Below are 24,789 nucleotides of genomic sequence, written 5' to 3' on the forward strand. Positions count from 1 at the left end.
CTCGTCATAATGCCTATATCAAGGACGTATCAGGCAGATGAATAGCAAGGATAGCTCATACGAAGCTTCTGTTTTCTTCTAGTGCCAATACTCCCATTCACACCAGTGGATGAGTTAAATCCCTTACTTGGTATGCCAAGTAATGAATTGCTCGTAACGCGAGCCTTAAAGGAAGCACTGAAATGGACCAAGAACGTTTAACCCACTTAAAACAGCTAGAAGCGGAAAGTATTCATATTATCCGTGAAGTAGCGGCTGAGTTTGATAACCCAGTGATGATGTACTCCATAGGTAAAGATTCTTCTGTGATGCTTCATTTAGCTCGCAAAGCGTTTTACCCAGGTAAGATTCCATTCCCGCTGTTACACGTTGATACCGATTGGAAATTTCGCGAGATGATTGAATTTCGTGATCGTACGGCTAAAAAGTACGGCTTTGACCTTTTAGTCCATAAGAACCCAGAAGGTATTGAAATGGGATGTAGCCCATTTGTGCATGGTTCTTCGAAACACACTGACATCATGAAAACTCAAGGCCTTAAGCAGGCGTTAAATAAGTATGGATTCGATGCTGCTTTTGGTGGTGCACGTCGTGATGAAGAAAAATCTCGAGCAAAAGAGCGTGTTTACTCTTTCCGCGACAAGAATCACACATGGGATCCAAAAAACCAACGCCCAGAGCTTTGGCATACCTATAACGGCCAAGTAAATAAAGGCGAGAGCATTCGTGTATTCCCTCTATCAAACTGGACTGAGCTCGATATTTGGCAATACATCTATTTAGAGAGCATTGATATTGTTCCACTTTACCTTTCAGACAAACGCCCTGTGGTTGAGCGTGATGGCATGCTGATCATGGTTGATGATGACCGTATGGAGCTGCAAGAAGGTGAAGTGATTGAAGAGAAAAGTGTTCGTTTCCGAACTTTAGGTTGCTACCCACTAACTGGAGCGGTTGAATCTGAAGCCAATACGTTAACAGGCATTATTGAAGAGATGCTGGTGGCTACTTCTAGTGAGCGTCAAGGTCGAGCGATTGACCATGATCAGTCGGGCTCGATGGAGCTGAAAAAGCGCCAAGGTTATTTCTAAGAATCTAAGGAAAGAAAAATGAATAGTGCAGTAGAAGCCGAATTGGCTGAACTAGGGATTGAAGGTTATCTAAGTCAGCATCAGCATAAATCTATGCTTAGATTTTTAACTTGTGGCTCGGTAGATGATGGCAAAAGTACGTTAATTGGCCGTTTGCTCCATGATACAAAACAGATTTATGAAGATCAGCTAGCAGCTGTTCACTCTGATAGTCAGCGAGTAGGTACTACGGGTGAGAAGCCTGATTTAGCACTGCTTGTTGATGGTCTGCAGGCTGAGCGTGAGCAAGGCATTACGATCGATGTAGCGTACCGCTACTTCTCGACGCAAAAACGTAAGTTCATTATTGCTGATACTCCAGGGCATGAGCAGTACACGCGCAACATGGCAACAGGCGCTTCAACGTGTGATCTGGCTGTGATCTTGATTGATGCTCGTAAGGGCGTATTGGATCAAACGCGTCGTCATTCGTTTATCTCCAATCTACTTGGTCTGAAGCATTTCATTGTAGCAGTCAACAAGATGGATCTAGTGGATTATGCACAAGATCGTTTTGAAGAGATTCGCGATGAGTACCTAGAATTTGCTGAAAACCTAGAAGGCGAAACCAATATTCAAATCCTGCCTGTTTCTGCGCTTGAAGGCATTAACGTTGCAGCGCCAAGCAAAGAGCTTGCATGGTTCGAAGGCCCGTCTCTATTAGAAGTGCTAGAGAATGTAGACATTGACCAAAAACGCTCTGCAGGTGAATTCCGATTCCCTGTGCAGTATGTGAACCGTCCTAATTTAGACTTCCGCGGATTTGCTGGCACCGTTGCTTCTGGACGTGTGAGTGTGGGTGACGAGATCAAGGCGCTTCCATCTGGCAAGACCTCTAAAGTTGCACGCATTGTGACTTTTGATGGCGATTTGGAATCTGCACAAGCGGGATTGGCGGTAACGTTGACCCTTGAAGATGAGATCGATATCAGTCGTGGTGATTTGATTGTGTTGGAAAACGCGCAAATTGAATCCACTAACCATGTATTGGCAGATATCGTGTGGATGACTGAACAACCCCTGAAACCAGGTAAAGCTTACGACATCAAAATCGCGGGCAAGAAAACGGTTGGTCAGGTTGAAGCAGTTCGTCATCAGTATGACATCAATAATTTGTCGACCTATGAAGTGGATGAGCTGCCACTGAATGGTATTGGTTTATGTGAATGGTCATTGAACGAAACTGTTGCGCTGGATAAATATCGTGAAAGTGCCGATACCGGTGGTTTTATTGTTATTGACCGTCTTACCAACGTAACGGTTGGTGCAGGTTTGATTCGAGATCGTTTGGACTCTGTTGAACAGCAAGTAGGTAGCTTCTCTGCATTTGAACTTGAGTTCAACGCATTGGTTCGTAAACACTTCCCTCATTGGGATGCCAAGGATTTAAGCCAGTTACTGAAGTCATAAACGACAAGTAATTGCTCATTGAATCAATGGTGTAAGGCGGAAACTCATCGTTTCCGCCATAAAGGACGGGTATATGTGGCAACAAGGATTTGTATTAGCGATTTTGCTCGGCATTGTTACTTGCCTGCTCGTTACCCGAATTAAGCCTAGTTTTATCTTTGCTGGTGCAGCGTTTATTGCTTTTATGGCAGGCATGATAGATCTGTCGAGCTTAGCGAGTAATTTCACGAATTCTTCGCTACTGACTTTAATTCTTCTTATCCTCGCATCAAGTGCGTTGGAGAAAACTCGCTTGATCAGCTGGGTTAGCCGCAATATTTCTGAAGGCCGGCTAGGCACCGTGGTCGCGAAGTTGGGTATTTCCACAGCGTTACTTTCTTCTTTTACTAATAATACGGCGGTGGTTGTCTCTTTGATCGGCGCAATCAAACGCAATCAACAACACGCGCCATCTAAACTGCTTATCCCTCTGTCATACGCTGCCATTTTAGGTGGAACCCTGACATTGATCGGCACCTCAACCAACTTGATCATTAATAGCTTTGTTGAAGATGCAGGACTGCCGAGTTTAAACTTTTTCACGCCAACTTTGATCGGTTTAGCTGTTTTGGTCGGTGGGGTATTGATCCTTATTCCTCTGAGTTACTTTTTACCTAGCTACGATGATGGATCGCAGGACGACCTTCCGTATTTTCTTGAAGCAAGGGTTGAGCCCGGCTCACCGTTAGTTGGTCGCAGTGTCAGTGAAAACAACCTTAGAGCGCTGAGAAAACTGTTCTTAGCCGAAGTTATTAGAGACGGGAAAACTACGGCGTCTATTGACCCTGATTTTATTCTCCAAGCTCGTGATCGACTGCTGTTTTGTGGTGATGTTGAGAGCGTAGCGACATTACAAGAGATTCAAGGGCTAACCTTGTTTGGTCAACACCACCTTAACGGACAAAGCTTTGTTGAAGTAGTGGTGAGCTCATCGGCAAGCTTCTGTAATAAAACACTGAAAACTAGTCAATTTAGAGACCGCTTCGATGCAGTTGTGGTTGCCATTCGCCGTGGGCATGAACGCCTTGAAGGTGGGTTAGGGAATATCACATTAACCGCAGGTGATACCTTGATTTTGGTTCCCGGAAAACGCTTTGAAGAGCAGCGTCAGCAGCATAACAAAGAGTTTGTGCTGATGAATGACTTGGACTCAAGTGCCAAGCTTGATGCAGATAAATCGACGTTCGTGTTGCTCGGTTTTGCCAGTGTGATTGGTTTAGCCCTTGCTGACGTGGTGCCGATTATCAAAGGACTAGCAGGTTTCTTACTATTGCTGGTGGCATTTGGTGTGGTGCAACTGGGTGAGCTTCGTCGTCGTTTTCCTGTTGATATTGTGGTGATAGTGGGCTCTGCTCTTTCTATTGCTCAACTGATGATTTCATCTGGGCTATCTGAGCGTATGGGGCTGATGTTCATAGAAGCCTTCAATGGGTGGGGCGTGTTTGGTGCGTTAGTCGCGACCTACTTTATGACGTTGGTTCTTACAGAGCTGGTGACCAATAATGCGGCAGCAGCACTCTCGTTTCCGATTGGTTATAGTATGGCAGTAGGTTATGGAGTTGATCCTATGCCGTTTATTATGGCGGTTCTGTTTGGTGCCAGCGCCAGCTTTATTTCGCCATACGGCTACCAAACCAATTTACTTGTTTATAGCGTAGGTAATTACCGTCTCACGGATTATCTACGTATCGGTATCCCAATCTCGATTGTTTATTCGGGCTTGGTATTGACCCTAATTCCTTATTTTTTTCCATTTTAATGCTGTTTATTTAAAGGACTATTTATGACCGCAGTACTCAAACCAAAAGATGAGAATGTTGTGTGGCATCAACATTCGATTGATAAAGCATTTCGCTCTGATCTTAAATCACAAAAGCCAGCTGTGCTCTGGTTCACGGGGTTATCTGGTTCTGGGAAGTCGACAGTCGCTGGAGCATTAGAAAATCGCCTAGCACAGCTTGGTTATCATACCTACTTATTGGATGGTGATAATGTTCGTCACGGATTGTGTAGTGATTTGGGGTTCTCTGAGCAAGATCGTAGAGAGAATATCCGACGTATTGGTGAGCTGGCTAAATTGATGGCGGATGCAGGTTTAATTGTACTGTCTGCTTTTATTTCTCCTCATCAAGCGGAGAGACAGTTAGTGCGAGACCTGCTACCGGAAGGCGAGTTTTTAGAGGTGTTTGTTAACACGCCGCTCGAGGTGTGTGAGCAGCGCGACCCTAAAGGCTTGTATAAAAAAGCACGTGCTGGAGAAATCCCGAATTTCACGGGCATTAGCTCTGCTTATGAAGCCCCTCAGAACCCAGAAATCGATCTACCGGCAGGTGAGAAGACACTCGATGAACTGGTCGAATTGTGTATTGATGCGTTAGAGAAGCGTAATATTTTAGCCAATTAATAGGGTTGGTATGACTAAGGCTACCCATTTACTTATCTGCATATTTACGCTTTCATAAGTAATCCAGCTTGGGTTTATCGAGACATGAAACCTATCTACTAGATTTCTATTCCTCTCAATAATCGTCACTTTTTATATTGTCTATTGCTTACACCGTCTATTGTCTAGACGGTGTAGTTTACGGTGCTTTTAACTTCTGTTTGTACCGTAAATTTTTGGCTTAATAAAGCAATAAGTTGGTCGTAGTACTGCCCATTGGGTTTATTCCCAAGCAAGGCGCACAGCTCATTTCCAGTAGGACTGAATCGGTAGTAAATCAGCTTCACCCCTTTTGACAACGGTGCCAGTGACATACCTTTCCCTTGATAGGTTAGGTGCAAGGCTGGATCGAAATCAATCTCCCCAGACTCTAGCTCAGTCCCCAGAATAATCCCGAGTTCAATCAGATGTAATAGGCTTGAATAGGGTAGGTTATGCCCACCAAGGTTAATGGTATTGGTGGTGTCTCTTTTGCCAAAGCTGAATATCCCTGCATGGTTTTTGAAACCGAGTAATAGCTTCCTGCTGTTATCACTACCAAAACTACAACCCAGTGACGCTGCTCGTTGCAGGGTGAGCGCTTCTTTTGGTGTCATGTCTTTTAAGATCTGAAGCGCCTTCATCGACGTCGATCCTGGGTTGGTGACTTCTCGTTTCAGTACTTGAGCCCATAGCCTCTGCATCGATGTATTGTGGATCTCTTGTGCCATATCGAAGAAACGGTATAGCCAGTCCTGATCAGGGTCTCCAGCCGCTTCATCCTTACATGAAGAGTGTGCCAACTTTAGAATCTGCTCTAGGTTCTTTTGACGCTGCTCTCTACGTTTTTTTTCTCGTAACAGTGCCCGCTCGATAAGTGTACTTTCACTTTTATCAGTTGGTTTTGCACTATGGCTGATTAAGGAATCTAAACCGAAGCTTTGTGCGATGTGCAACATTCTGCTGGCACTGTCGGCAATGTGAGGCTTTTTTTCATGCTTATGCTGGGTATCGCTAGCATGTTCGATGATTACTGGCTGTTTGGTTTCTGACATAAGAGTACCGTTACGAGACGACTTAACTGTCTAAAATGTAACTCTTTATCTTAATGGTGGCTAGATTTTGCGTGCAGAGTTGAAGACTTCAACAAAATTTTACTTTTGCTAATGATAATAAAATGTTAAATTTGTTGTAATTCTCAAGGAGGAGTTATGAATCAAGTCAATGATAACAAGCTGAAGAAACAGCTTGGCATAGGGCTATTACTCGTTACATATGTCGCTGTGCTAGCTTATTTATCTGATTACATCGCGTAAGTTAGATAAACAACATCGTTATTAAACTGTTATTGAATAAGATCATTTGTTCAGTGACGGTAGCTCATCCATGAGCCACCCTTCTAATGACTACATGTCGTCGTATTCTTCAATCGCTGTACCTTCAATAAGATAACCTGTTTGCGCTAATTCGTGGCTGATCGACTCTGTTTTCAGCGTGCCTACTAAATAGATCACATCCCATAATTGCTGTATTGGTGCTCCTTGTGGGAATTTCACGTAGATGATTTGGTTTGGTGGCGGTGGTGGTACGTGGATACATGCGCCAAAGTACGGTACCAGTAGAAATTCTGTGATCATGTTCTCATCACCCTCCAATGGAATGACAAAACCAGGAATCTTCACTGTGCTGCCATTCAACTCGGGGCGAACAGCACCAATTGTCGATTGTTGAGGTTTGTCCATACTGTCGTGGTTAACCATCGGCATGCCAAATGAGTCTAGTTGTGCTCGCTCTGATTCTGGAATTAAGTCAATCCAATCGAGTGTTAATACCGATTCGTCAGTCTGAGTTGTGTCAGCGTGAGCTGTGCTGATAAATGGAAACAAAAGCAGTCCAAGTATCAGTAGGAATTTGCGTTGCATCGTAGGTTCCTAATTTAGATTCGAATAGTCATGCCATCAGACAATGACTGACGGTAAGCCCGGAAAGCGGGAATAAAGCCGATAATAATACCTGCAATTTGAACCAACATAAGTAGTTTCCATTCATGAGGTGTGATTGCGGATATCGATATGTTGATACCATAACTTTGTTGCACAATTGGAGCAACTACTGCGATCAGTGCAAACAAGAGTGCGACACCTAAGGTTATGCCAAGGAAGGTTAGGGCACTAGCTTCACTAATCAGCAAACCAAAAACATGTCGAGGCCTTGCTCCCATTGCTCGGAGGATGGCCATTTCTCTACGTCGCTCTTGTAAGCTAGTGAGTAGGCTACTCAGCATACCCAATAATCCAGCAACGACAACAAACCCTGACACAATCAGCAGTGCTTGTTCAGCAACGGCCATCATGCCCCACAATTCATGCAATGCAATGCCCGGCATAATTGCGCTCAAAGGTTCTTGACGGTAGTTATTGATTTCTCGTTGCAGTGCAAAGGTTTGAATCTTCGAGTTTAGCCCCAGCATCATTGCGGTAATTTGTTTAGGCTGGAAGTCACGTTGCTTCAATACTTCAGCGTTCGGTGTATGCCCTAGATTTGCTCCAGATTCCCAGCCGACATGAATTGCTTCAATGGCTTCTAATGAAACGTGCACGGTTTTGTCTACTGGCGTTCCAGTTGGAGAAAGGATTCCTACGATAGTGAAAGGCAGGTTATCGTGTCGGCTGAAGGCGACGTCGCTGATGCCATGAGCAAGAATGATATTATCACCGATCTTGTAATCTAATTTTTTCGCGACATCAGCACCAATCACAACATCAAATAGCTCTTCGAACTCTTTGCCTTTTTGAAAAGTAAGTGGCTGCTTACTTCCATAGCGATAATTCTCGAAGTAGCTATGGTTGGTGCCCATTACGCGGAAGCCTTTATGTGAATCACCCAATGAGATTGGTATGGCCCACTTTACAGCGTTGTGCTGGCTAAATTCTTCATAGCTTTTCCAGTCGATGTTGTTGGTGGCATTGCCGATTCTAAATACCGAATAAAGCAGTAGGTTGACCTGACCGGATCGACCTCCGACAATAAGATCAGTGCCTGAAATCGTATTAGCAAAGCTGCTCTTAGCTTCGGTTCTTACACGTTCCACACCGAGTAATAGAATGACTGACACCGCTACGGTAAGAATCGTCAGAATGGCTGTGGCTTTACGGTTGAGTACGCTTTTTAGGGCTAAGTGAGTAATTACTTTCATACGACAACCTTAGCTTGATTAACGGTTTTTAAATCTATGGTTCGAGTGAACAGTTTCTCTAATGTCGGATCGTGACTAACAAAGATGAGAGTGGAACCTGCTTGGTTCGCTTGTTCTAGTAACAACTCGATAAAGGCTTCTCGGTTGTTATGATCCAGAGCCGATGTCGGTTCGTCGGCAATGATGATTTTAGGTTGGCCTATCAAGGCTCGAGCTGCAGCGACACGTTGCTGTTGGCCTATACTCAACTCAGTAACGGGTTTATCCATCAAGGCTTGAGGCAGCTTTAGTCTGATCAACAATTCTTGAGCGGCTGCTTGTAGGCTGTTCTGACTTTCAATGACTTGCTGTCTACGAATCTTTGAAAATTGGCAAGGAAGTGTCACATTGTCGATTACTGATAAGTAAGGCAGTAGATTAAATTGTTGGAATATATAACCGATATGATCGGCTCTAAACTTATCCCTCTGACGTGGTGTCAATTGGGTAAGGTCTTGGCCTAAGATAGACACTTCGCCTTGTTGCGCTTGGTTTATCCCCGTAAGTAACCCTAACAGTGTTGATTTACCACAACCACTTGGCCCCTTAATAAAAAGGTGCTCTTTAGGTTGAATATGTAATGAAGGTATTTCTAACGTTGGGGGTAATTCAGGTTTCCAACGAAAACTGATATTTTCTAGTTTGACCACAAGTGATGAACTGTCAAAAGACATACTAGCTCCAATATTTAAAGCGGTGTCTCTTCTGGACAGTCTAAAAGACAATTAATTCCCCAAGTACACCGGTTTTAACAACCAAGTAAGTGAATACTTACTTGGTTGTTTATCTACGCAAAATCTATCGAATTCTTATTAGAATCGGAAGCTAACACGTTCTGCATTAAGAACTTCTTGCGTTTGAACACTATCTGTCAGTAAGTTCACGGTCATTGACTTTGTATTACTGAATTTCGAGAACCATTGGGTATTAACAGTATTCAGATTAGCAATATCTGAACATTGGTAGTGGTACTCGGCTGTAAATTCACCGTGGCCGCCTTCTGAGTGGTCATGGCCTTCATGGTCATCATGATCGTGTTCTGCATGGTCATGGCCTTCGTGGTCATCATGATCGTGTTCTGCATGGTCATGGCCTTCGTGGTCATCATGATCGTGTTCTGCATGGTCATGGCCTTCGTGGTCATCATGATCATGTTCTGCATGGTCATGGCCTTCGTGGTCATCATGATCGTGTTCCGCGTGGTCATGGCCTTCATGGTCATCATGATCGCCTTCCAGTGTGTTAGTCACTGACTTGAACTTCAGCGTACAGCTAGTGTTATTGAAACCAAATAGCTCTTCTGGCTTGTTTAATTGTGCGATAGCTTGCTCAAACAAAGCTTTCTGCTCTGCAGTTTTTGGAGCATGTTCAAAGCCAACCACATCAGCGCCTGGAGCCGTCACTTCAACAAGCAGTTCTTGCCCATCTTGAGCTATGTTCACTTCAACTTTACCGTGCACATGTGCTTCGTGAGAGCGGAATTCTTCGTTTGCTAAAACGTTCGTAGACACAGCCATGCCGATAACAACGGCTAAAATAGTAGGTTTCATGTTTTTTTCCTGAATAAAGGTTAATTAAAAAGTAATGGTAATTAAGCGATCTTTACAGGAGGTGAGCGTGCTAAATAGGCAAAATATAAGCGCTGTAACGAAATTATTGACTCTGTGGTAGCGACAGTAAACTCTGAAGGGAACTCTGGAACCTGTGGAAGTGAGTGCGCCGTGATGAATTGGTTTATCGAAAACAGTTCACAGTGGTGTGAAGTATGATGCCCTGGATCAGAGTCTACCATATGTGTGGCTGCTAATACGCTGAGCAAGAGCATCAGCCCGAGCAAAAAGCCTATTTTGCGTTTCACATTGTTAGGTGTGTTTTGCCACATGAAGATGATTTACCACAGAATTAAAAAAAGATACTGTTATAATATAACAATATCCTTTGGTTAGGTCTCGAAAAAGACGCGAATATCTGATTAAAGACTCGCTTTAATCAGCTCAATGACTTGAGTGACTTCAGTTTCGTTAAGTGCGCCTTCTTTAACAAACAAGATTTTACCTTGCTTGTCCTGAACGATAATCGCTGAGCTCTCTTCTTTTAGAGCCCATGATGACGCTACCTTTCCGTCTTCATCTAGCACCATCGAAGACCATGGAAATTCTTCTTTACTGCTTTCTGCTGACGATTTAACAAAAGACCCAGTACCCCAAATGGCATCATCTTGGTTGATGATTGTGGTGGTTTGGTAGCTGTCTTCTGAGAATTTCGATGCTGTAATTGCAGCCATCAGTGGTGCGTTTAGCTCTTTAGAGCTGCTACGACCAGCGATAGCTTGAACGACGCGAACTTTTCCTAGGAGCTCATTGGTTGCCCAAGTTTGATATCCTGTTTTACCGTCGTTTATGACAATTTCACCATAATTGCTAACATCGACAGCAGGCAGAGAAGAGCCTACAGATAGATTGTGAGCGTTGGCGAGGAGTGGAGAGGCTGCGGCTAAAAAAGCCAGTAGAGTTTTGTTTTTCATTATATTTTTGTTCCGCTTATTGGTTTGCATTGGAAGTATAATATGAAATCTGAAAAATGCCTCTTTAACTTTTTTATCGTACGGTGTAGAAACAAGTTGCGGGCTTGTTACTAAAAGGTATAATGCGACAGTATCAGGGTAAACAATAGATTATCTTGCTGTTAGCTAACGGATTTAGCAATGAGATGTGCTTTGAATAAGGCTTTGTTCAGAGAAGCAGCAGTTGTACTCAAATGGAATTGAGGTTGTATTATGTTAAGAGAGTTTTCTACTTACCGTCCACATCAGGTGGCGCGTTTCGTTAAAGTCCTATTCAAAGGCCAGTTTGCTATTGAAGGTATCGGCGAGTTTCGCTTCGACCAAGGCAAGGTGCTTCTCCCTGAAGTTTCAGATAAACAAAAATTGATTATTTTTAAAGAAGTTAATGGCACGATAGCTGCGTTGCCCGTGTAACTTAACTTCGTTTATTGTCGTACCTAAAACATGCTAACAATTGAAAAGGGCTTCGTTAATGAAGCCCTTTTTAATGCGAGTCGTTCTAGTTTTATATCCGGTTATACTTTATTGCGGTGGGAAACAAACACCTGTTCCACCTAGTCCACAATAACCATTCGGATTTTTTGCTAGGTACTGCTGATGGTAAGTTTCGGCGAAAAAATATTTTCCAGCAGGCAGAACTTCCGTTGTGATCTCGTTGCCTAAAGATTCAGTCATTGCTCGCTGGTATTCACGTTTAGAGTGCTCAGCGATAGCCTGTTGCTCTTCACTGAAAGTATATATGGCTGAGCGATATTGAGTGCCTAAGTCATTACCTTGGCGCATCCCTTGAGTTGGGTCGTGACGTTCCCAGAATGTTTCAAGTATTAGTGCTAAAGACGTTTGCTCACTATCAAAAATAACTCGAACAACTTCTGTATGGCCTGTTTGCCCGGTACATACTTGCTCATAAGTTGGATTAACTGTGTATCCGCCAGCGTAACCAACGGAGGTAGAAATTACACCATCAAGTTGCCACAACAGTCGCTCTGCTCCCCAGAAGCACCCCATACCAAGTAATACTTCTTGTTGGGAACCTGTAGGCGCATCGAGTAAGTCGGTTTGATTGATGAAATGGCGTTCAGTGATACGGATTGGATCAGCATTCCCCGGTAATGCGGTTGTAGCGGAAACCAGTTGTTGTTTATTTAGCATGTTGTATTCCTTTTCGCATACGTTTACCGCGTTAGTTAACATTAGATCTAGGTTTATATTAACTGTAGGCTCATATTTACTGTTGGTTTATATTGAATCAGTCTTTAAATTAGACCTTGTTATTCTAGGATTTATTACAGACTCAATGCCTTTTTAGCGGTATTATTTCTATTCACTTTATTAACGTATTTATAACTTCTGCACCAATTAAACATGATAAGAAAAACTTTACCAGTTCTGATTAGCACTCTATTGTCATCGACGCTTGCTTTCGCTGATGTTTCCCTTGAGATTAAAGGGCTTGATGGAGCGCTTGAGGATAATGTTGATGCTTATCTGAGTGCGATCCCCGAAGAAGAGTATTCGGCTTCATTGAGGTTCCAATCTCGCTTGGAGTCTATTATTAAAGAAGCGTTGAATGCGTTAGGCTACTACCAACCTCGTATCGCTTTTTCCCATTCCGAAGACGACATTGAATTGACCGTTACGGTTGAACCAGGTGAACCCGTTGTTATTTATACCTCAGATATCGTATTAAGTGGTGAAGCAGAAGATGATCCTGATTTTCTAGCACTGATCGCCAAGAGCAAACTGTCGAAAGGTTCGATTCTTAACCACGGCAATTATGACTCTTTGAAATCATCTATCCGTAATCTTGGATTAGCCAAAGGCTATTTCGATGGCTCGTATGAGCTTAGTAAGTTAGAAGTTGCGCCCGAATTAAATCGTGCTTATGTTCGCCTTCACTATAACAGTGGCATTCGATATCACTTTGGTGCTACCCAGGTGACGGGTAGCCAAATTGAAGATGAAAAGGTGCAATCCCTTAAACCATTTGAAGATGGTGAACCGTACTCGATCACAAAAGTAGGCGAGTATAACCAAAATCTCTCTAATACTGATTGGTTCTCATCTGTTTTTGTTGAGCCTGATTTAAGTCAGTTGGGTGATGGCAGAGAAATTCCGATGAAGGTGAGCCTTGCTCCGCAAGCGCGTAACCAAATCGAAACAGGTATCGGTGTATCTACTGACCTTGGCGTAAAAGGTACCCTCAAATGGAAGAAACCTTGGGTAAACTCACTTGGTCATAGTTTCAATAGCAGTTTGTCTATCTCTAAACCAGAGCAGACGATAACAGCAACGTATAAAATCCCTTTGGATGATGTACTTAATGATTACTATCAAATTAAGTACGGTATGAAGAATCTGGATAATCGTGATACCAAGAGTTTGGAGTCAAACCTCGCTTTGGAAAGATATTGGCGATTAGATAACGGCTGGCAACGTACGGTGTTCATTCGATACCTAGTTGAAAACTATGAACAAGGTCTACAAGACGATTTAGCGCAATTTGTGTTACCAGGCGTGGCGTTTTCCCGAACTCGAACTCGAGGTGGTTCGATGCCGATGTGGGGAGATAAACAGAGCGTCATGATTGAAGCGGGCGATGACACAATATTGTCTGAAACTAAGGTGGTTCGTTTCCAAGGACAAACTGCATGGATCAGAAGTATTGGCGATAATCATCGAGGTTTAACTCGGCTTCAGTTTGGCGGTAACTTTGCTGACGAGTTTGATAAATTATCACCTTCACTAAGATTTTTCGCGGGTGGTGATAATAGTCTCCGTGGTTATGGCTATGAGTCTATATCTCCTAAAGATGAAAGTGGTGCATTAACCGGTGCAAAATTTATTGCAACCAGCTCGTTTGAATACCAATACCGCCTAGTTGGAAATTGGTGGGGAGCGGCCTTCTACGATATTGGTGATGCCTTCAATGATAAACCAGAATGGAAGCGCGGTACTGGTGTTGGCGTTCGTTGGGCATCGCCCGTTGGACCGGTAAGTTTAGATTTTGCGTGGGGGCTTGATGCTGACCCAGGTGATGAGTTTCAAGTGCACTTCAGTTTAGGGCCTGAATTATGATCAAAGTGATGGGTAAGTGCATTAAGTGGACATCGATATCTTTGACGTCGATTCTATTGTTATTGATAGCACTTTTAGGTTTTGTTTTATTTACTAACCTAGGACTTAACACGGTGTTGTGGGGGGCTGAAAAAGCGCTGCCACAGCTTAAAGTTGAAAGTACTAATGGGGCACTTTTTCCGAGTTTTACTCTCCATAACGTTCAATTTAAAGATGACAGTCTTCATATTGATACCAAGGTTCAAAAAATGGCATTGGCTATCAACCCTCGCTGTTTGCTTGATCCTAAGTTGTGTGTCGATCGTTTAGCGATTCAAGGATTGGACTTCGCATTTACTGAATTGCCTCCTGCCTCTACAGAAGAAACAGAACCGACTCCGCCAGTGACATCGGTGAAAACACCGCTGCCAATCGTGATCAACCGTATTGCTTTGTCTGATATTAAACTGAATATCTTGGGGCATGAGATTGAATGGGGGTTGTTTTCAACGGCTTTGAGTATGCAGGGTGAGAAGCTGACTGTATCGCCAACCTTATTTAATGATCTTAAGGTTAAACTTGCAGAGTCTACCGAAGAGCCGCAAGCAGAAATCGTCGAACCAGAGACTGCAACTAAGGCTGCTATCGAGTTGCCTGAAGTTTGGGTCCCTTTACAGATTGTGCTGGAGCGTTTTGACCTCAACCGTTTCACCTTAGAACAAGAAACACCGATTGTGGTAAACCACCTTGGGCTTGAAGCTCGAGCGGGTAAAAACACGGTCGAAGTTTCTACTCTTGAACTTGATATGCCACAAGCAAGCGCTAACCTTGCCGCTAAAGTTGAGCTTAAAGATGGCTATCCGTTAGACCTTTCTTTAAATGCACAGGTGAAAGAAACTGATCTTACAGGTCAAAAACTGTCGCTGAAAGCACAAGGGAGTGTCGCGAAGCTACACTTCGATTCTCAGTTTTCTGAACTGATTGAGGCAAAGCTGTCAGGAGATATTCAATCTTTAGAGCCGACTCTGCCATTTGACCTTCTTTTAGAGGGAGGTAAAGCGCAATGGCCTCTTACTGGTAAAAGTGATTACCAAGCGGTTATCGAGAAGTTTAAAGCCGATGGCTCATTAGATGGTTTTAATGTGCAGTTTAAAGGTGAAGCGGATGGTCAGGAGATACCTGCCTTAACCATCGACCTAGAGGGTAAGGGCACCACCGAGCAGATTGAACTTGAGCGCTTAAAACTGAACACGCTGGGTGGTGAACTCAATGGTGTGGTTAAAGCGAGTTGGAAGAAGCTTATTAACTGGCAAGCCGATGTGACGCTGAAGGATATTCAGCCGGGTCTGCAGTGGCCAGAAGCCGAAGGTAACATTAGCGGAAGCATCGTTACTTCGGGTGAGTTGACCGAAGCGGGTGGTTGGGCGATTGAGCTGCCTAAGTTAGATATCGAGGGGATCTTGCGAGAATATCCTCTGGATATCGAAGGCCAGTTATCAGCGTCTGACCGCAGCGCGAGCGGTGAGCCTAAACTAAAAACCAGCGGCCTGAGCTTAGCTCACGGTGTTAATTCTATAAAAGCACAGGGTCAACTCGACAAGCAGTGGGATATGGGCGTTGCTATTAACCTTCCCCAATTGACGAAAAGTATTCCTGAACTGAAAGGTACAGTGATTGGCGATATTGGTCTCAGCGGGCCTTTCAAAGAGCCGGAAGTTGACATGGTTCTTAACGTCGACCGTGTCGATTGGAACGATGAAGCTACATTAGAATCTCTATCTCTTCGTGGTTCAGTGATTCCATTGCCTGCGCCTCAGGCTGATTTGGTATTGAAAGCGAATAACCTAGCCTATCAAGAGCAAAAGGTTGACAGCATTGATCTCACCGTGAAAGGTGGTGAGAAGCAGCATACCGTGACGCTCGACGTGGTATCCGACGTGATTTCCACAAGCTTGGCTATTTCGGGTGAGCTGATTCAAAAGCCTTCTATTATTTGGAATGGGTCGTTAGATCGAGTCAAAATCGCCACGGAACAAGGACCTTGGGTGCTAGATCAACCCGTCGCAATTAAAGCCGATGCCGACAAGCAGTTTGCCGATATTCAAGCTCATTGTTGGAAACAGGCCGGTTCTAGTGTGTGTTTGGATGAAGACGTTCGTGTTGGAAATTCGGGTGAGGCCAAGTTGGCCATCAACCAATTCGACTTCGATCAGATTAAAGCCTTTGTGCCTAAAGAGACGCAACTAGAGGGCTTAGTGAATGCGACCGCTCATGCCAAATGGTCGAAACAAGGTGAACCTGAAGTAACGGTTAGCGTCGATATGCCAAAAGGTCAGGTTGTTCAGCAAGTCGGAGAGCCAATCACACTGGGGTGGGAAAGTGTTGCATTGAATGCACGGCTGAAAGACAACAAACTGGATGCCGACTTTAAGTTGGATGTTTCTGATAATGGTGACTTATCTGGCACGGTGTCGTTACCAGATATTGTTGCTGAAGACAAAATGGTCGATGCGGCAATTAAACTAACGACATTCCATTTGGACTTCTTACAGCCGATCCTTGGTGAATACAGCATGCTGAAGGCTGATCTTGAGACTGACTTAAAGGTCCAAGGTTCTTTGATGCACCCCCAAGTTTTTGGTCAATTCTCGGTTAATGGGATTCAAGTTAAAGGGGATGTGACGCCTGTGGATGTTAAAGACGGTCGTATTGATCTCGACTTTAACGGTTACAGCGCAAAGCTTAATGCGAATGTCGAGACTCCAGACGGCCACCTTGATATTGAGGGCTCCGGAGATTGGCAGGATCTTCAAGCATGGCGATCAAATGTCCGAATCTTTGCTGATGAGTTGATGGTTGATATTCCACCGATGGTCAAGGTTAAAGTAGTTCCTGATATGACCATTGATGTTACGCCGGAGCTTGCAAAAATTACGGGTGACATTGCATTGCCATGGGGGCGAATTGTCGTAGAAGATTTACCTCCGTCAGCAGTTGGTGTGTCTTCTGATCAAGTTATTTTGAATAAAGACCTTCAACCAGAAAGTGAAGATACGATTCCATTCAATGTGATGACTAATATTAATATTTCAATTGGTGATGACTTTAAGCTTTCAGCCTTTGGCCTTGAAGGTGATTTAGTGGGTAAGTTGAATGTGGCTCAAAAAGATCAAGGCCCGTTTATCACCGGTGAAGTAAATATCGTAGATGGTACTTATCAATCATTCGGTCAAGACCTCCTGATTGAAGAGGGCAAGATCCTAATGAATGGGCCACCGGATCAGCCATATGTAGCGATAAATGCGATTCGCAACCCTGATAATACTCAGGATGACGTGACTGCTGGGATTCGAGTTACAGGCCCTGCTACAGAGCCGACCATCGAGATTTATTCTGACCCTGCGATGCCGCAAGCCAACGCGCTATCCTATATCTTACGGGGCCAAGATATCGATGGAGAGTCGAGTGGTTCTATGACGACCACATTAATTGGTTTGAGCTTAGCGAAGAGCGGTAAGGTCGTTGGCGAAATTGGCGAGGCATTTGGCGTACAGGATCTACAATTGGATACCGCAGGCTCTGGAGATGACTCTCAAGTGACGGTGAGTGGTTATATCCTTCCGGGGTTACAAGTCAAATATGGCGTGGGTATCTTCAACTCATTGGGTGAGTTTACCGTTCGTTATCGATTGATGCAGGATCTCTACGTGGAAGCAGTATCTGGCCTTGATAGTGCTGTGGACCTTCTTTATCAATTTGAATTTGAGTAAATTCATTTGAATTCGAGTTGCTGTGGTTTCATACATTGATTGGTACACAAATAGAAAGGGTCATGGAGGGCGTATGCAGCATCTTGTTTTTGTATATGGAACGTTGAGACAAGGTCAATCTAACCATCACTATTTGCAGCAGTGCGAGTACTTAGGAAGGTTTGATACACCTGAATATTATGCTATTTTTGATTTAGTTGCATATCCAGCGATGGTTTTTGGAAAGAAAAGTGTCGCTGGTGAGGTCTATTTAATTAACGACGAAGTTCTGGCATCGCTCGATCGGTTAGAGGATGTCCCGGTTGAGTATCGTCGCGAGCAAATAGAAACTATATTTGGATTAGCATGGGTATATTTGTATCAGCTTGATCTAGCAGAGAATAAAGAAATACTTTCGGGTGACTGGTGTAAGCGAAATAACCGCTTTAGTTGATGAACTACTGAGAGCATTCTGACGTAATAGTTAAAAGTCTCGATATAGGCTAATCATATTTTCAAAAGGAGGAAATTATGAAATATCTACTAGTGGTATTTTCGGTAATGCTATTTGGTTGTGCGCAAACTCCACCGCCAACATCATCCAACACCATGGATTGGCAGAGTTTTGGTGAAGAGATGGCACTAAAAGGAAAAACAAAACAGACGGAAGAAAGTTTGGCTGAAGCTGCGTCTTCACCTTCTATTGATGCAAATTTGTATGCTGCTTATGGCCAAGGTTATGAAGTCGGTAAAACTCAGTATTGTTCTCAGAACCCAAGAACACTAGGACGCCGAGGTGAGACTTATCTGGGGATTTGTGATGATGTAGACAAATGGTTCCGTTTTAACTTTGAACGGGGCGCAGAATCGAAGTTTAGTGTTCGATAATACTGTTTTATCCTAAAACAGATACAATGAATAACAAAAAGCCAGCATGTAAATGCTGGCTTTTTTAATGACGTTATTTTGATAATTAATCGAGAAAACTAGTCTCGGTTAAGCTCAAGAAACTCTTCTACTTTACGTACCATACTTGTTGAGCCAACGAAGAAAGGCACACGTTGATGTAACTCAGTTGGTTTGATATCCATGATGCGTTGAACACCATCTGATGCGATGCCACCAGCTTGCTCCATAAGGAAAGCAATTGGGTTGCACTCGTACAACAGACGTAGTTTTCCTTGAGGGTGACTTTGTGTACTTGGATACAAGTAGATGCCACCTTTCAGTAGGTTACGGTGGAAATCCGATACTAGAGAACCAATGTAACGAGAGGTGTAAGGACGGTTGTCACTCGGCTCATCTTCTTGGCAGTACTTAATGTACTTTTTAACACCCGTAGGGAAACGGAAGTAGTTACCTTCGTTGATTGAGTAAATCTTACCTTCATCAGGGACCATCATGTTTTCATGAGACAGACAGAAAGTACCCAATGATGGGTCGTAGGTGAAGCCATTTACACCAGCGCCTGTCGTGTAAACAAGCATGGTTGAAGAACCGTAAATCACGTAACCTGCGGCTACTTGCTTGTGTCCAGGTTGTAGGAAATCTTCTTCTGTTGGCGGAGTGCCAATCGGTGATACTCGACGGTAGATAGAGAAAATTGTACCAACAGATACATTCACATCGATGTTTGAAGAGCCATCAAGTGGATCCATCAAAACAACGTATTTTGCATTTTTGTTTAGCTCTTTATTGAAGGCAACTGCTTCGTCTTCTTCTTCACTTGCTACACCACAAACTTGATCGCGAGCTTCTAGAGCTGCTTTAAATTTGTCGTTAGCGTAAAGGTCTAGCTTCTGCTGCTCTTCACCTTGAACGTTGTCTGTACCAACAGCGCCAGTAATGTCGACAAGACCTGCTTTGTTGATTTCACGGTTAACAATTTTTGCAGCAAGACGAATTGATGACAAAAGGGATGATAGATCACCACTTGCATGGGGAAAGTCATTTTGTTTTGCAACAATGAACTCACCAAGGGTGCGCATCTCAGACATGTTATTTCCTTAAACTTCTCTCAATATTAGGGGGGATTTGAGCACTGTAGATTCTGCCTCTTGTGTGGGCTTTATTCATCTAGACGCTTACCTAAATTCTACGGCTTAGATCTTTTTAATGGTAATGAACTAAGCGACACAGATCTCACTTACTATGTCGACTAAATTTGTTTTGCATTGCCACTCGCTTTTAATCGTCAATTCATGATAATGAAGGCTGATAGTTTGATTTAAACATGGTTCATTTAGCCAAGCGTTTGGAAGCAATATATGCATATTCATATCTTAGGAATTTGTGGCACCTTCATGGGTGGTGCTGCGGTATTGGCTCGTCAATTAGGTCACAAGGTTACGGGTAGTGACGCGAATGTTTATCCTCCAATGAGCACGCTGTTGGAATCTCAAGGGATTGAAATTATTGAAGGGTTCGACCCGAGCCAATTAGAGCCAAGGCCGGACCTAGTGGTTATCGGCAATGCGATGAGCCGTGGTAATCCGTGCGTTGAGTATGTATTGGATAATAATCTTAGATACACATCTGGCCCGCAATGGTTGCAAGAGTTCCTACTGCATGACCGTTGGGTTCTGGCGGTGTCGGGTACGCATGGCAAAACTACAACATCAAGTATGTTGGCTTGGATCTTAGAAGATTGTGGTTATGCGCCAGGCTTCTTAGTGGGTGGCGTATTGGGTAATTTTGGTATATCGGCTCGCCTTGGTGAAAGTATGTTCTTCGTGGTGGAGGCCGACGAATACGACAGTGCTTTTTTCGATAAGCGATCTAAGTTTGTTCATTACCACCCAAGAACTTTGGTAGTGAATAATCTAGAGTTCGATCATGCTGACATCTTCGATGATCTTGAAGCGATTAAGCGACAGTTCCATCATTTGGTGCGCACTGTACCAAGTAACGGTCGTATTTTTTCACCTAAGCAAGACACCGCTATTCAAGATGTTCTAGCTCGCGGTTGCTGGAGTGAAAGAGAATCGAGTGGTGAGCAAGGCGACTGGGATGCTAAGAAGCTGGTTAAAGATGGCTCTCAATTTGAGGTTTACCTCCAAAATGAATGTGTTGGAACGGTAAACTGGGATTTAGTGGGCGACCACAACGTAAATAATGCTTTGATGGCGATAGCTGCTGCACGACACGTGGGCGTGACACCAGACCTAGCTTGTGAATCGTTAGCTACTTTTATTAATACTAAGCGTCGTTTGGAGTTTAAAGGCGAGGTGGCAGGTGTTTCTGTTTATGATGATTTTGCACATCACCCAACGGCGATTGAACTTACTCTGGGCGGATTACGTAATAAGGTCGACACGAAAAAAATCATTGCCGTTTTAGAGCCTCGTTCTGCCACAATGAAACGTGGTGTGCACAAAGAAACTTTGGCTGATTCGTTGAAACAGGCGGATTCTACCTACTTATTCCAACCGGATAATATTGATTGGTCGGTTCAAGATGTCGCAGACGCTTGTCACCAACCTGCGTATGTGAGTGATGATATGGATGCATTCGTTGCTAAAATTGTCTCAGAGGCACAAGCGGGCGACCAAATCTTGGTAATGAGTAATGGTGGCTTTGGTGGCATTCACCAAAAACTGTTGGATGGATTGGCACTCAAAGGCTAACGACATCCACGACCTTATAATTTGAAGTAATTGAGAACATGACAAAACACGATAAAGCGATAACCCTCGCTTTCACTGGCGCATCTGGTGCGCCTTACGGACTGCGTTTACTTGAATGCCTACTGGCGGCAGATTATCAGGTTTATTTGCTGATATCGTCGGCAGCTCGAGTGGTGTTGGCGACCGAGCATGAACTTAAGTTACCTGCTGGGCCAGATGCTGCGAAACAAGCTTTAGTTAAGCATTTAGGTTGCGACCCAGAAAAGCTGGTGGTGTGTGGCAAAGATGATTGGTTCTCACCGGTTGCCTCTGGTTCAGCAGCACCGAAGCAGATGGTGGTGTGTCCATGTTCTGCTGGAAGCTTGGCATCCATTGCTCACGGCTTATCGGACAACCTGATCGAGCGAGCAGCGGACGTGGTTATGAAAGAGCGAGGCCAGCTGTTGTTAGTGGTTCGTGAGACGCCATTTTCTACGTTGCACTTAGAGAACATGCACAAACTCTCGACCATGGGCGTAACGATCATGCCCGCGGCTCCGGGTTTTTATCACCAACCTAAGTCGATCGAAGATCTGGTCGATTTTATGGTGGCGCGTATTCTCGATCATCTTGGTATCGAGCAAGGTTTAGTGCCACGTTGGGGGTACGATCAACGTAATTGATCCAAACTTGATAGCTTATTGTTAAAATTCGAATTACAATTCTGAACACTCATCGGGGAGCAAACCATTCAAATAATGAATGCGAGCTGAGATCAAGCAAGTGCTTGGGACCCGTAAACCTGAACCAGATAATGCTGGCGTAGGAATTGAGTTAGGAACAACTTCTACCGTTCTCCTCCCTCAAACCTGTGCCGCTCAGACCATGGAGAGCGTCCAGTGAAATTAACATTTACAACTCTTGCTGTTACTACAGCTATCTCTTTCTCTGCCGTTGCTGCAGACAATACTCTAACTGTATATACCTATGATTCTTTTGCTGCGGATTGGGGCCCTCGTCCTGCCGTTGAAAAAGCATTCGAAGAAAAGTGTGGTTGTGATGTGAATTTTGTCGCGCTAGAAGATGGCGTGTCTATTTTAAATCGCTTGCGTCTTGAAGGTGGTAACAGCAAAGCTGATATCGTGTTAGGCCTAGATAACAATCTAATGGCTGAAGCGAAAGCGACGGGCTTATTGGCTGAGCACAGTGTTGATACGTCATCAGTAACGCTTCCTAATGGTTGGAGTGACAGCACTTTTGTTCCATATGACTTTGGCTACTTTGCTTTTATTTACAACAAAGAGAAGTTGGTAAATCCACCTAAGAGCCTTAAAGAACTGGTTGAGCAGCGTGATGATCTTAAGGTTATCTACCAGGATCCACGTACATCAACACCAGGTCAAGGCATGATGCTATGGATGAAGTCTGTTTACGGTGATGAAGCGACAGACGCGTGGAAGAAGCTCGCTCAGAAAACGGTTACTGTGACTAAAGGTTGGTCTGAGGCTTACTCTATGTTCCTAAAAGGCGAGTCGGACTTAGTCCTGTCTTACACGACTTCTCCGGCTTACCACATCATTGCAGAAGGTGATTCTAAGTACGCAGCAGCAAGCTTTGAAGAAGGTCATTATACTCAAGTCGAAGTGGCAGCTAAGGTCAAAGGCAGCAAGAACGAAAAGCTGGCTGATGAATTTATGGTATTTATCCTGAGTGACGAGTTCCAATCAGCGATGCCAACGGGTAACTGGATGTACCCAGTGACAGATATTGAGCTTCCAAAAGGGTTCGAGCAACTTACGGTTCCTCAAAAAGCGCTAGGTTTCACGCCTGAAGAAATAGCATCTAAGCGTAAGCCATGGATTCGTGAATGGCAGAGTGCACTTACTTTTTAACTTACTATTAAAAAGATGAGCGCCCTGTACTTAAAGGCTCATTCGTGATGTTTGGAATGAGCCATTTACGGTAAATAATTAATTTATGATAAAGAAAACACCTAAGGTCGGGATCTGGGTTGCGATACTCATTACCGCCTTCGTGGTTTCAGCAGTTGGGGCATTGCTTAGCAATGCCCCTTCTCTTGATATCAGCCTAGTATGGTCTGATCCTTACTATTGGCATGTAACGAAATTCAGTTTTTATCAGGCGACACTCTCAACTGTGCTGAGTGTTGGCTTTGCTATACCTATTGCGCATGCTCTGTGTCGCAGACAGTTCTTTGGAAGAGCCTTGTTATTAAGGTTGTTCGCGTCAACCTTGGTTCTACCTGTGTTGGTCGGCGTATTTGGCTTGCTGGCGATTTACGGCAACAGTGGTTGGTTAGCTAAGTTCTTAGCGAACTTCGACATAGAGCTACCATTCTCGATTTATGGCTTGAATGGTATTTTGCTAGCGCATGTTTTTTTCAACCTGCCTTACGCCAGCCGTTTACTTCTGCAAGCTTTGGATACCGTGCCTGCCGAGCAGCACAAGCTGTGTGCTCATTTAGGCATGAGCCATTGGAATAAATTTAAATGGGTTGAATGGCCGAGGTTAAGACAGCAGCTGCCGCATGTGTGCGGTTTGGTCTTCATGTTGTGCTTCACCAGCTTTGCTACCGTGATGGCGTTGGGTGGTGGTCCGAAATCAACCACCATTGAGCTAGCCATCTACCAAGCAATTAAATTCGACTTTGACCTGCAGGCTGGCGCGTTACTCGCGATATGGCAAATGCTGTTGTGTGGCGTATTAGCGGTGAGTATTCAGCGTTTGTCTAAGCCCATCTCTGTGACGGCTAGTCAGCTGTCGGAAGATAAATATTTGGTTAAGGACAGCTGGTGGTCAAAAGCTTGGGATAGCTTTTGGATCATCATAGTCTCAATACTGGTATTACCGCCATTAGCCATGGTTGTTCTAGGTGGTATTAACTCCCAGGCACTCACTGTACTGAGCAGTGAGCCGTTTTGGGCTGCGCTAATGGCCTCGGTTCGTGTTGCTTCCCTCGCAAGCATTATCGCCGTTGGTATTGGTATCGCAATCCTTCTAACTAGTCGCGCATGGCGTTTGCAAAACAAGAACTATAGAGCGGATAAGATTGAGCTGATTGGCACTATTATTTTGGTGACGCCTGGCTTAGTGATCAGTACGGGCCTCTTCTTATTACTGCGCTCATTTACCGATGTGTTCAGTTTGGCTTTCTTTATTGTGATTGCTGTAAACAGCTTGATGGCGCTGCCTTACGTGATTAAAACCTTGGCCCAACCTATGCTGCATCTTTCTCAGCAGTATCAGTATGTGTGTGCAAGCTTAGGAATGACAGGGTTCACTCGCTTTAGGCTCGTGGAGTGGCGCGCATTGCGCAAACCGATGGCGCAAGCATTCTCAATCAGCTTTATGCTGGCGATGGGCGACTTAAGTGCGATAGCCTTGTTTGGTAGCCAAGACTTTAGAACTTTGCCTTTGTATCTATTTCAATTGTTAGGCAGCTATCAAATGGAAGCGGCGGCAGTGGTGTCAGTGAGTTTATTGTTACTGAGTGTGGGCAGCTTTAGTTTGATTGAATTTTTGTTTACTCGAAGCTCAAAGCTAAAGAGTTAAGGAACC

22 protein-coding genes and 1 riboswitch are annotated in these 24,789 nt (G+C 44.1%); of the genes, 13 read left to right on the top strand and 9 right to left on the bottom strand.

The genetic code is table 11. The features are described 5' to 3' along the window. Positions 1-146 precede the first annotated feature (146 nt). The 4 genes from cysD (at position 147) to cysC (ending at position 4,983) form a co-directional block, all read left to right on the top strand. Complete coding sequence (cysD, locus tag ACFI6G_RS18740) at positions 147-1,091, top strand: sulfate adenylyltransferase subunit CysD (RefSeq protein WP_226088532.1); 945 nt, start codon at positions 147-149, stop codon at positions 1,089-1,091. A gap of 18 nt (positions 1,092-1,109) precedes the next feature. Further along, on the top strand, positions 1,110-2,540 hold the full coding sequence (cysN, locus tag ACFI6G_RS18745) for a sulfate adenylyltransferase subunit CysN (protein ID WP_102386768.1): 1,431 nt from the start codon (positions 1,110-1,112) through the stop codon (positions 2,538-2,540). Positions 2,541-2,613: 73 nt separating this feature from the next. Further along, the gene (locus tag ACFI6G_RS18750; protein WP_010435091.1) at positions 2,614-4,338 is read left to right on the top strand and encodes an SLC13 family permease; all 1,725 of its coding nucleotides are present in this window, start codon (positions 2,614-2,616) and stop codon (positions 4,336-4,338) included. Positions 4,339-4,362: 24 nt separating this feature from the next. Then, positions 4,363-4,983, top strand: coding sequence for an adenylyl-sulfate kinase (cysC, locus tag ACFI6G_RS18755; protein ID WP_010435090.1), 621 nt, complete (start codon positions 4,363-4,365; stop codon positions 4,981-4,983). 164 nt (positions 4,984-5,147) lie between these two features. Here cysC and ACFI6G_RS18760 read toward each other — a convergent pair whose 3' ends face one another. From ACFI6G_RS18760 to ACFI6G_RS18790, 7 genes are all read right to left on the bottom strand, one after another. Further along, positions 5,148-6,056 (bottom strand): TIGR03899 family protein, encoded by a 909-nt coding sequence (locus ACFI6G_RS18760; protein ID WP_010435089.1) that lies wholly within the window; start codon positions 6,054-6,056, stop codon positions 5,148-5,150. Positions 6,057-6,407: 351 nt separating this feature from the next. Further along, positions 6,408-6,923 carry a DUF3299 domain-containing protein gene (locus ACFI6G_RS18765; protein ID WP_010435088.1) on the bottom strand — a complete coding sequence of 172 codons (516 nt, stop codon included), beginning with the start codon at positions 6,921-6,923 and terminating at the stop codon, positions 6,408-6,410. Positions 6,924-6,937: 14 nt separating this feature from the next. Next, positions 6,938-8,197 carry an ABC transporter permease gene (locus tag ACFI6G_RS18770; protein WP_010435087.1) on the bottom strand — a complete coding sequence of 420 codons (1,260 nt, stop codon included), beginning with the start codon at positions 8,195-8,197 and terminating at the stop codon, positions 6,938-6,940. Beyond that, positions 8,194-8,910: an ABC transporter ATP-binding protein gene (locus tag ACFI6G_RS18775; RefSeq protein WP_010435085.1), complete on the bottom strand. Its 717-nt coding sequence runs from the start codon at positions 8,908-8,910 to the stop codon at positions 8,194-8,196. The genes ACFI6G_RS18770 and ACFI6G_RS18775 overlap by 4 nt, the downstream gene beginning before the upstream one ends. 138 nt (positions 8,911-9,048) lie before the next feature. Next, positions 9,049-9,786 carry a zinc uptake protein ZrgA gene (gene zrgA, locus ACFI6G_RS18780; protein ID WP_016786408.1) on the bottom strand — a complete coding sequence of 246 codons (738 nt, stop codon included), beginning with the start codon at positions 9,784-9,786 and terminating at the stop codon, positions 9,049-9,051. A 41-nt stretch (positions 9,787-9,827) separates the two neighbouring features. Further along, the gene (locus tag ACFI6G_RS18785) at positions 9,828-10,118 is read right to left on the bottom strand and encodes a DUF2607 family protein (protein ID WP_010435081.1); all 291 of its coding nucleotides are present in this window, start codon (positions 10,116-10,118) and stop codon (positions 9,828-9,830) included. 90 nt (positions 10,119-10,208) lie between these two features. Continuing rightward, complete coding sequence (locus ACFI6G_RS18790; protein ID WP_462710417.1) at positions 10,209-10,760, bottom strand: YtfJ family protein; 552 nt, start codon at positions 10,758-10,760, stop codon at positions 10,209-10,211. A 252-nt stretch (positions 10,761-11,012) separates the two neighbouring features. Here ACFI6G_RS18790 and ACFI6G_RS18795 point away from each other — a divergent pair, with 252 nt between their 5' ends. Continuing rightward, entirely contained in the window at positions 11,013-11,213 is a 201-nt protein-coding gene (locus ACFI6G_RS18795; RefSeq protein WP_010435077.1) for a DUF1107 family protein, read from the top strand. A 108-nt stretch (positions 11,214-11,321) separates the two neighbouring features. Here the strand turns inward: ACFI6G_RS18795 and msrA are convergent, their stop codons facing one another. Beyond that, positions 11,322-11,951, bottom strand: coding sequence for a peptide-methionine (S)-S-oxide reductase MsrA (gene msrA / locus ACFI6G_RS18800; RefSeq protein ID WP_010435076.1), 630 nt, complete (start codon positions 11,949-11,951; stop codon positions 11,322-11,324). 213 nt (positions 11,952-12,164) lie between these two features. Between msrA and tamA the strand changes: the two genes are divergently transcribed. From tamA to ACFI6G_RS18820, 4 genes are all read left to right on the top strand, one after another. Further along, on the top strand, positions 12,165-13,877 hold the full coding sequence (tamA, locus tag ACFI6G_RS18805) for an autotransporter assembly complex protein TamA (RefSeq protein WP_029203017.1): 1,713 nt from the start codon (positions 12,165-12,167) through the stop codon (positions 13,875-13,877). Next, the gene (tamB, locus tag ACFI6G_RS18810; protein ID WP_462710418.1) at positions 13,874-17,626 is read left to right on the top strand and encodes an autotransporter assembly complex protein TamB; all 3,753 of its coding nucleotides are present in this window, start codon (positions 13,874-13,876) and stop codon (positions 17,624-17,626) included. Before tamA ends, tamB begins: the two co-directional genes overlap by 4 nt. Before the next feature lie 73 nt (positions 17,627-17,699). After that, complete coding sequence (locus tag ACFI6G_RS18815; protein WP_010435072.1) at positions 17,700-18,059, top strand: gamma-glutamylcyclotransferase family protein; 360 nt, start codon at positions 17,700-17,702, stop codon at positions 18,057-18,059. A 77-nt stretch (positions 18,060-18,136) separates the two neighbouring features. After that, positions 18,137-18,493 (top strand): DUF2799 domain-containing protein, encoded by a 357-nt coding sequence (locus ACFI6G_RS18820; protein WP_010435071.1) that lies wholly within the window; start codon positions 18,137-18,139, stop codon positions 18,491-18,493. A gap of 98 nt (positions 18,494-18,591) precedes the next feature. On the opposite strand, the gene fbp is transcribed toward ACFI6G_RS18820, so the two are convergent. After that, entirely contained in the window at positions 18,592-19,602 is a 1,011-nt protein-coding gene (gene fbp, locus ACFI6G_RS18825) for a class 1 fructose-bisphosphatase (RefSeq protein ID WP_010435070.1), read from the bottom strand. Positions 19,603-19,872: 270 nt separating this feature from the next. On the opposite strand from fbp, the gene mpl reads away from it, so the two are divergent. From mpl to thiP, 4 genes are all read left to right on the top strand, one after another. Then, a complete protein-coding gene (gene mpl, locus ACFI6G_RS18830; protein WP_010435069.1) occupies positions 19,873-21,231 on the top strand; it encodes a UDP-N-acetylmuramate:L-alanyl-gamma-D-glutamyl-meso-diaminopimelate ligase in 1,359 nt (452 codons plus the stop codon). A 38-nt stretch (positions 21,232-21,269) separates the two neighbouring features. Beyond that, positions 21,270-21,893, top strand: a complete 624-nt coding sequence (locus ACFI6G_RS18835; RefSeq protein WP_016787846.1) for a flavin prenyltransferase UbiX — start codon at positions 21,270-21,272, stop codon at positions 21,891-21,893. A 43-nt stretch (positions 21,894-21,936) separates the two neighbouring features. Continuing rightward, positions 21,937-22,056, top strand: a riboswitch (TPP riboswitch). A 53-nt stretch (positions 22,057-22,109) separates the two neighbouring features. Then, a complete protein-coding gene (thiB, locus tag ACFI6G_RS18840; protein ID WP_016796254.1) occupies positions 22,110-23,102 on the top strand; it encodes a thiamine ABC transporter substrate binding subunit in 993 nt (330 codons plus the stop codon). 85 nt (positions 23,103-23,187) lie between these two features. Continuing rightward, positions 23,188-24,783 carry a thiamine/thiamine pyrophosphate ABC transporter permease ThiP gene (thiP, locus tag ACFI6G_RS18845; protein WP_371961512.1) on the top strand — a complete coding sequence of 532 codons (1,596 nt, stop codon included), beginning with the start codon at positions 23,188-23,190 and terminating at the stop codon, positions 24,781-24,783. Positions 24,784-24,789: the final 6 nt, after the last annotated feature.

Source organism: Vibrio sp. PSi01 (assembly GCF_054960695.1).

What these genes read in the sequence shown, in the direction of transcription:
- cysN (WP_102386768.1), top strand. Translation starts at nt 1,110, where the DNA reads ATGAATAGTGCAGTAGAAGCCGAATTGGCTGAACTAGGGATTGAAGGT.
- ACFI6G_RS18750 (WP_010435091.1), top strand. Translation starts at nt 2,614, where the DNA reads ATGTGGCAACAAGGATTTGTATTAGCGATTTTGCTCGGCATTGTTACT.
- cysC (WP_010435090.1), top strand. Translation starts at nt 4,363, where the DNA reads ATGACCGCAGTACTCAAACCAAAAGATGAGAATGTTGTGTGGCATCAA.
- ACFI6G_RS18760 (WP_010435089.1), bottom strand. Translation starts at nt 6,056, where the DNA reads ATGTCAGAAACCAAACAGCCAGTAATCATCGAACATGCTAGCGATACC.
- ACFI6G_RS18765 (WP_010435088.1), bottom strand. Translation starts at nt 6,923, where the DNA reads ATGCAACGCAAATTCCTACTGATACTTGGACTGCTTTTGTTTCCATTT.
- ACFI6G_RS18770 (WP_010435087.1), bottom strand. Translation starts at nt 8,197, where the DNA reads ATGAAAGTAATTACTCACTTAGCCCTAAAAAGCGTACTCAACCGTAAA.
- ACFI6G_RS18775 (WP_010435085.1), bottom strand. Translation starts at nt 8,910, where the DNA reads ATGTCTTTTGACAGTTCATCACTTGTGGTCAAACTAGAAAATATCAGT.
- zrgA (WP_016786408.1), bottom strand. Translation starts at nt 9,786, where the DNA reads ATGAAACCTACTATTTTAGCCGTTGTTATCGGCATGGCTGTGTCTACG.
- ACFI6G_RS18785 (WP_010435081.1), bottom strand. Translation starts at nt 10,118, where the DNA reads ATGTGGCAAAACACACCTAACAATGTGAAACGCAAAATAGGCTTTTTG.
- ACFI6G_RS18790 (WP_462710417.1), bottom strand. Translation starts at nt 10,760, where the DNA reads ATGAAAAACAAAACTCTACTGGCTTTTTTAGCCGCAGCCTCTCCACTC.
- ACFI6G_RS18795 (WP_010435077.1), top strand. Translation starts at nt 11,013, where the DNA reads ATGTTAAGAGAGTTTTCTACTTACCGTCCACATCAGGTGGCGCGTTTC.
- msrA (WP_010435076.1), bottom strand. Translation starts at nt 11,951, where the DNA reads ATGCTAAATAAACAACAACTGGTTTCCGCTACAACCGCATTACCGGGG.
- tamA (WP_029203017.1), top strand. Translation starts at nt 12,165, where the DNA reads ATGATAAGAAAAACTTTACCAGTTCTGATTAGCACTCTATTGTCATCG.
- tamB (WP_462710418.1), top strand. Translation starts at nt 13,874, where the DNA reads ATGATCAAAGTGATGGGTAAGTGCATTAAGTGGACATCGATATCTTTG.
- ACFI6G_RS18815 (WP_010435072.1), top strand. Translation starts at nt 17,700, where the DNA reads ATGCAGCATCTTGTTTTTGTATATGGAACGTTGAGACAAGGTCAATCT.
- ACFI6G_RS18820 (WP_010435071.1), top strand. Translation starts at nt 18,137, where the DNA reads ATGAAATATCTACTAGTGGTATTTTCGGTAATGCTATTTGGTTGTGCG.
- fbp (WP_010435070.1), bottom strand. Translation starts at nt 19,602, where the DNA reads ATGTCTGAGATGCGCACCCTTGGTGAGTTCATTGTTGCAAAACAAAAT.
- mpl (WP_010435069.1), top strand. Translation starts at nt 19,873, where the DNA reads ATGCATATTCATATCTTAGGAATTTGTGGCACCTTCATGGGTGGTGCT.
- ACFI6G_RS18835 (WP_016787846.1), top strand. Translation starts at nt 21,270, where the DNA reads ATGACAAAACACGATAAAGCGATAACCCTCGCTTTCACTGGCGCATCT.
- thiP (WP_371961512.1), top strand. Translation starts at nt 23,188, where the DNA reads ATGATAAAGAAAACACCTAAGGTCGGGATCTGGGTTGCGATACTCATT.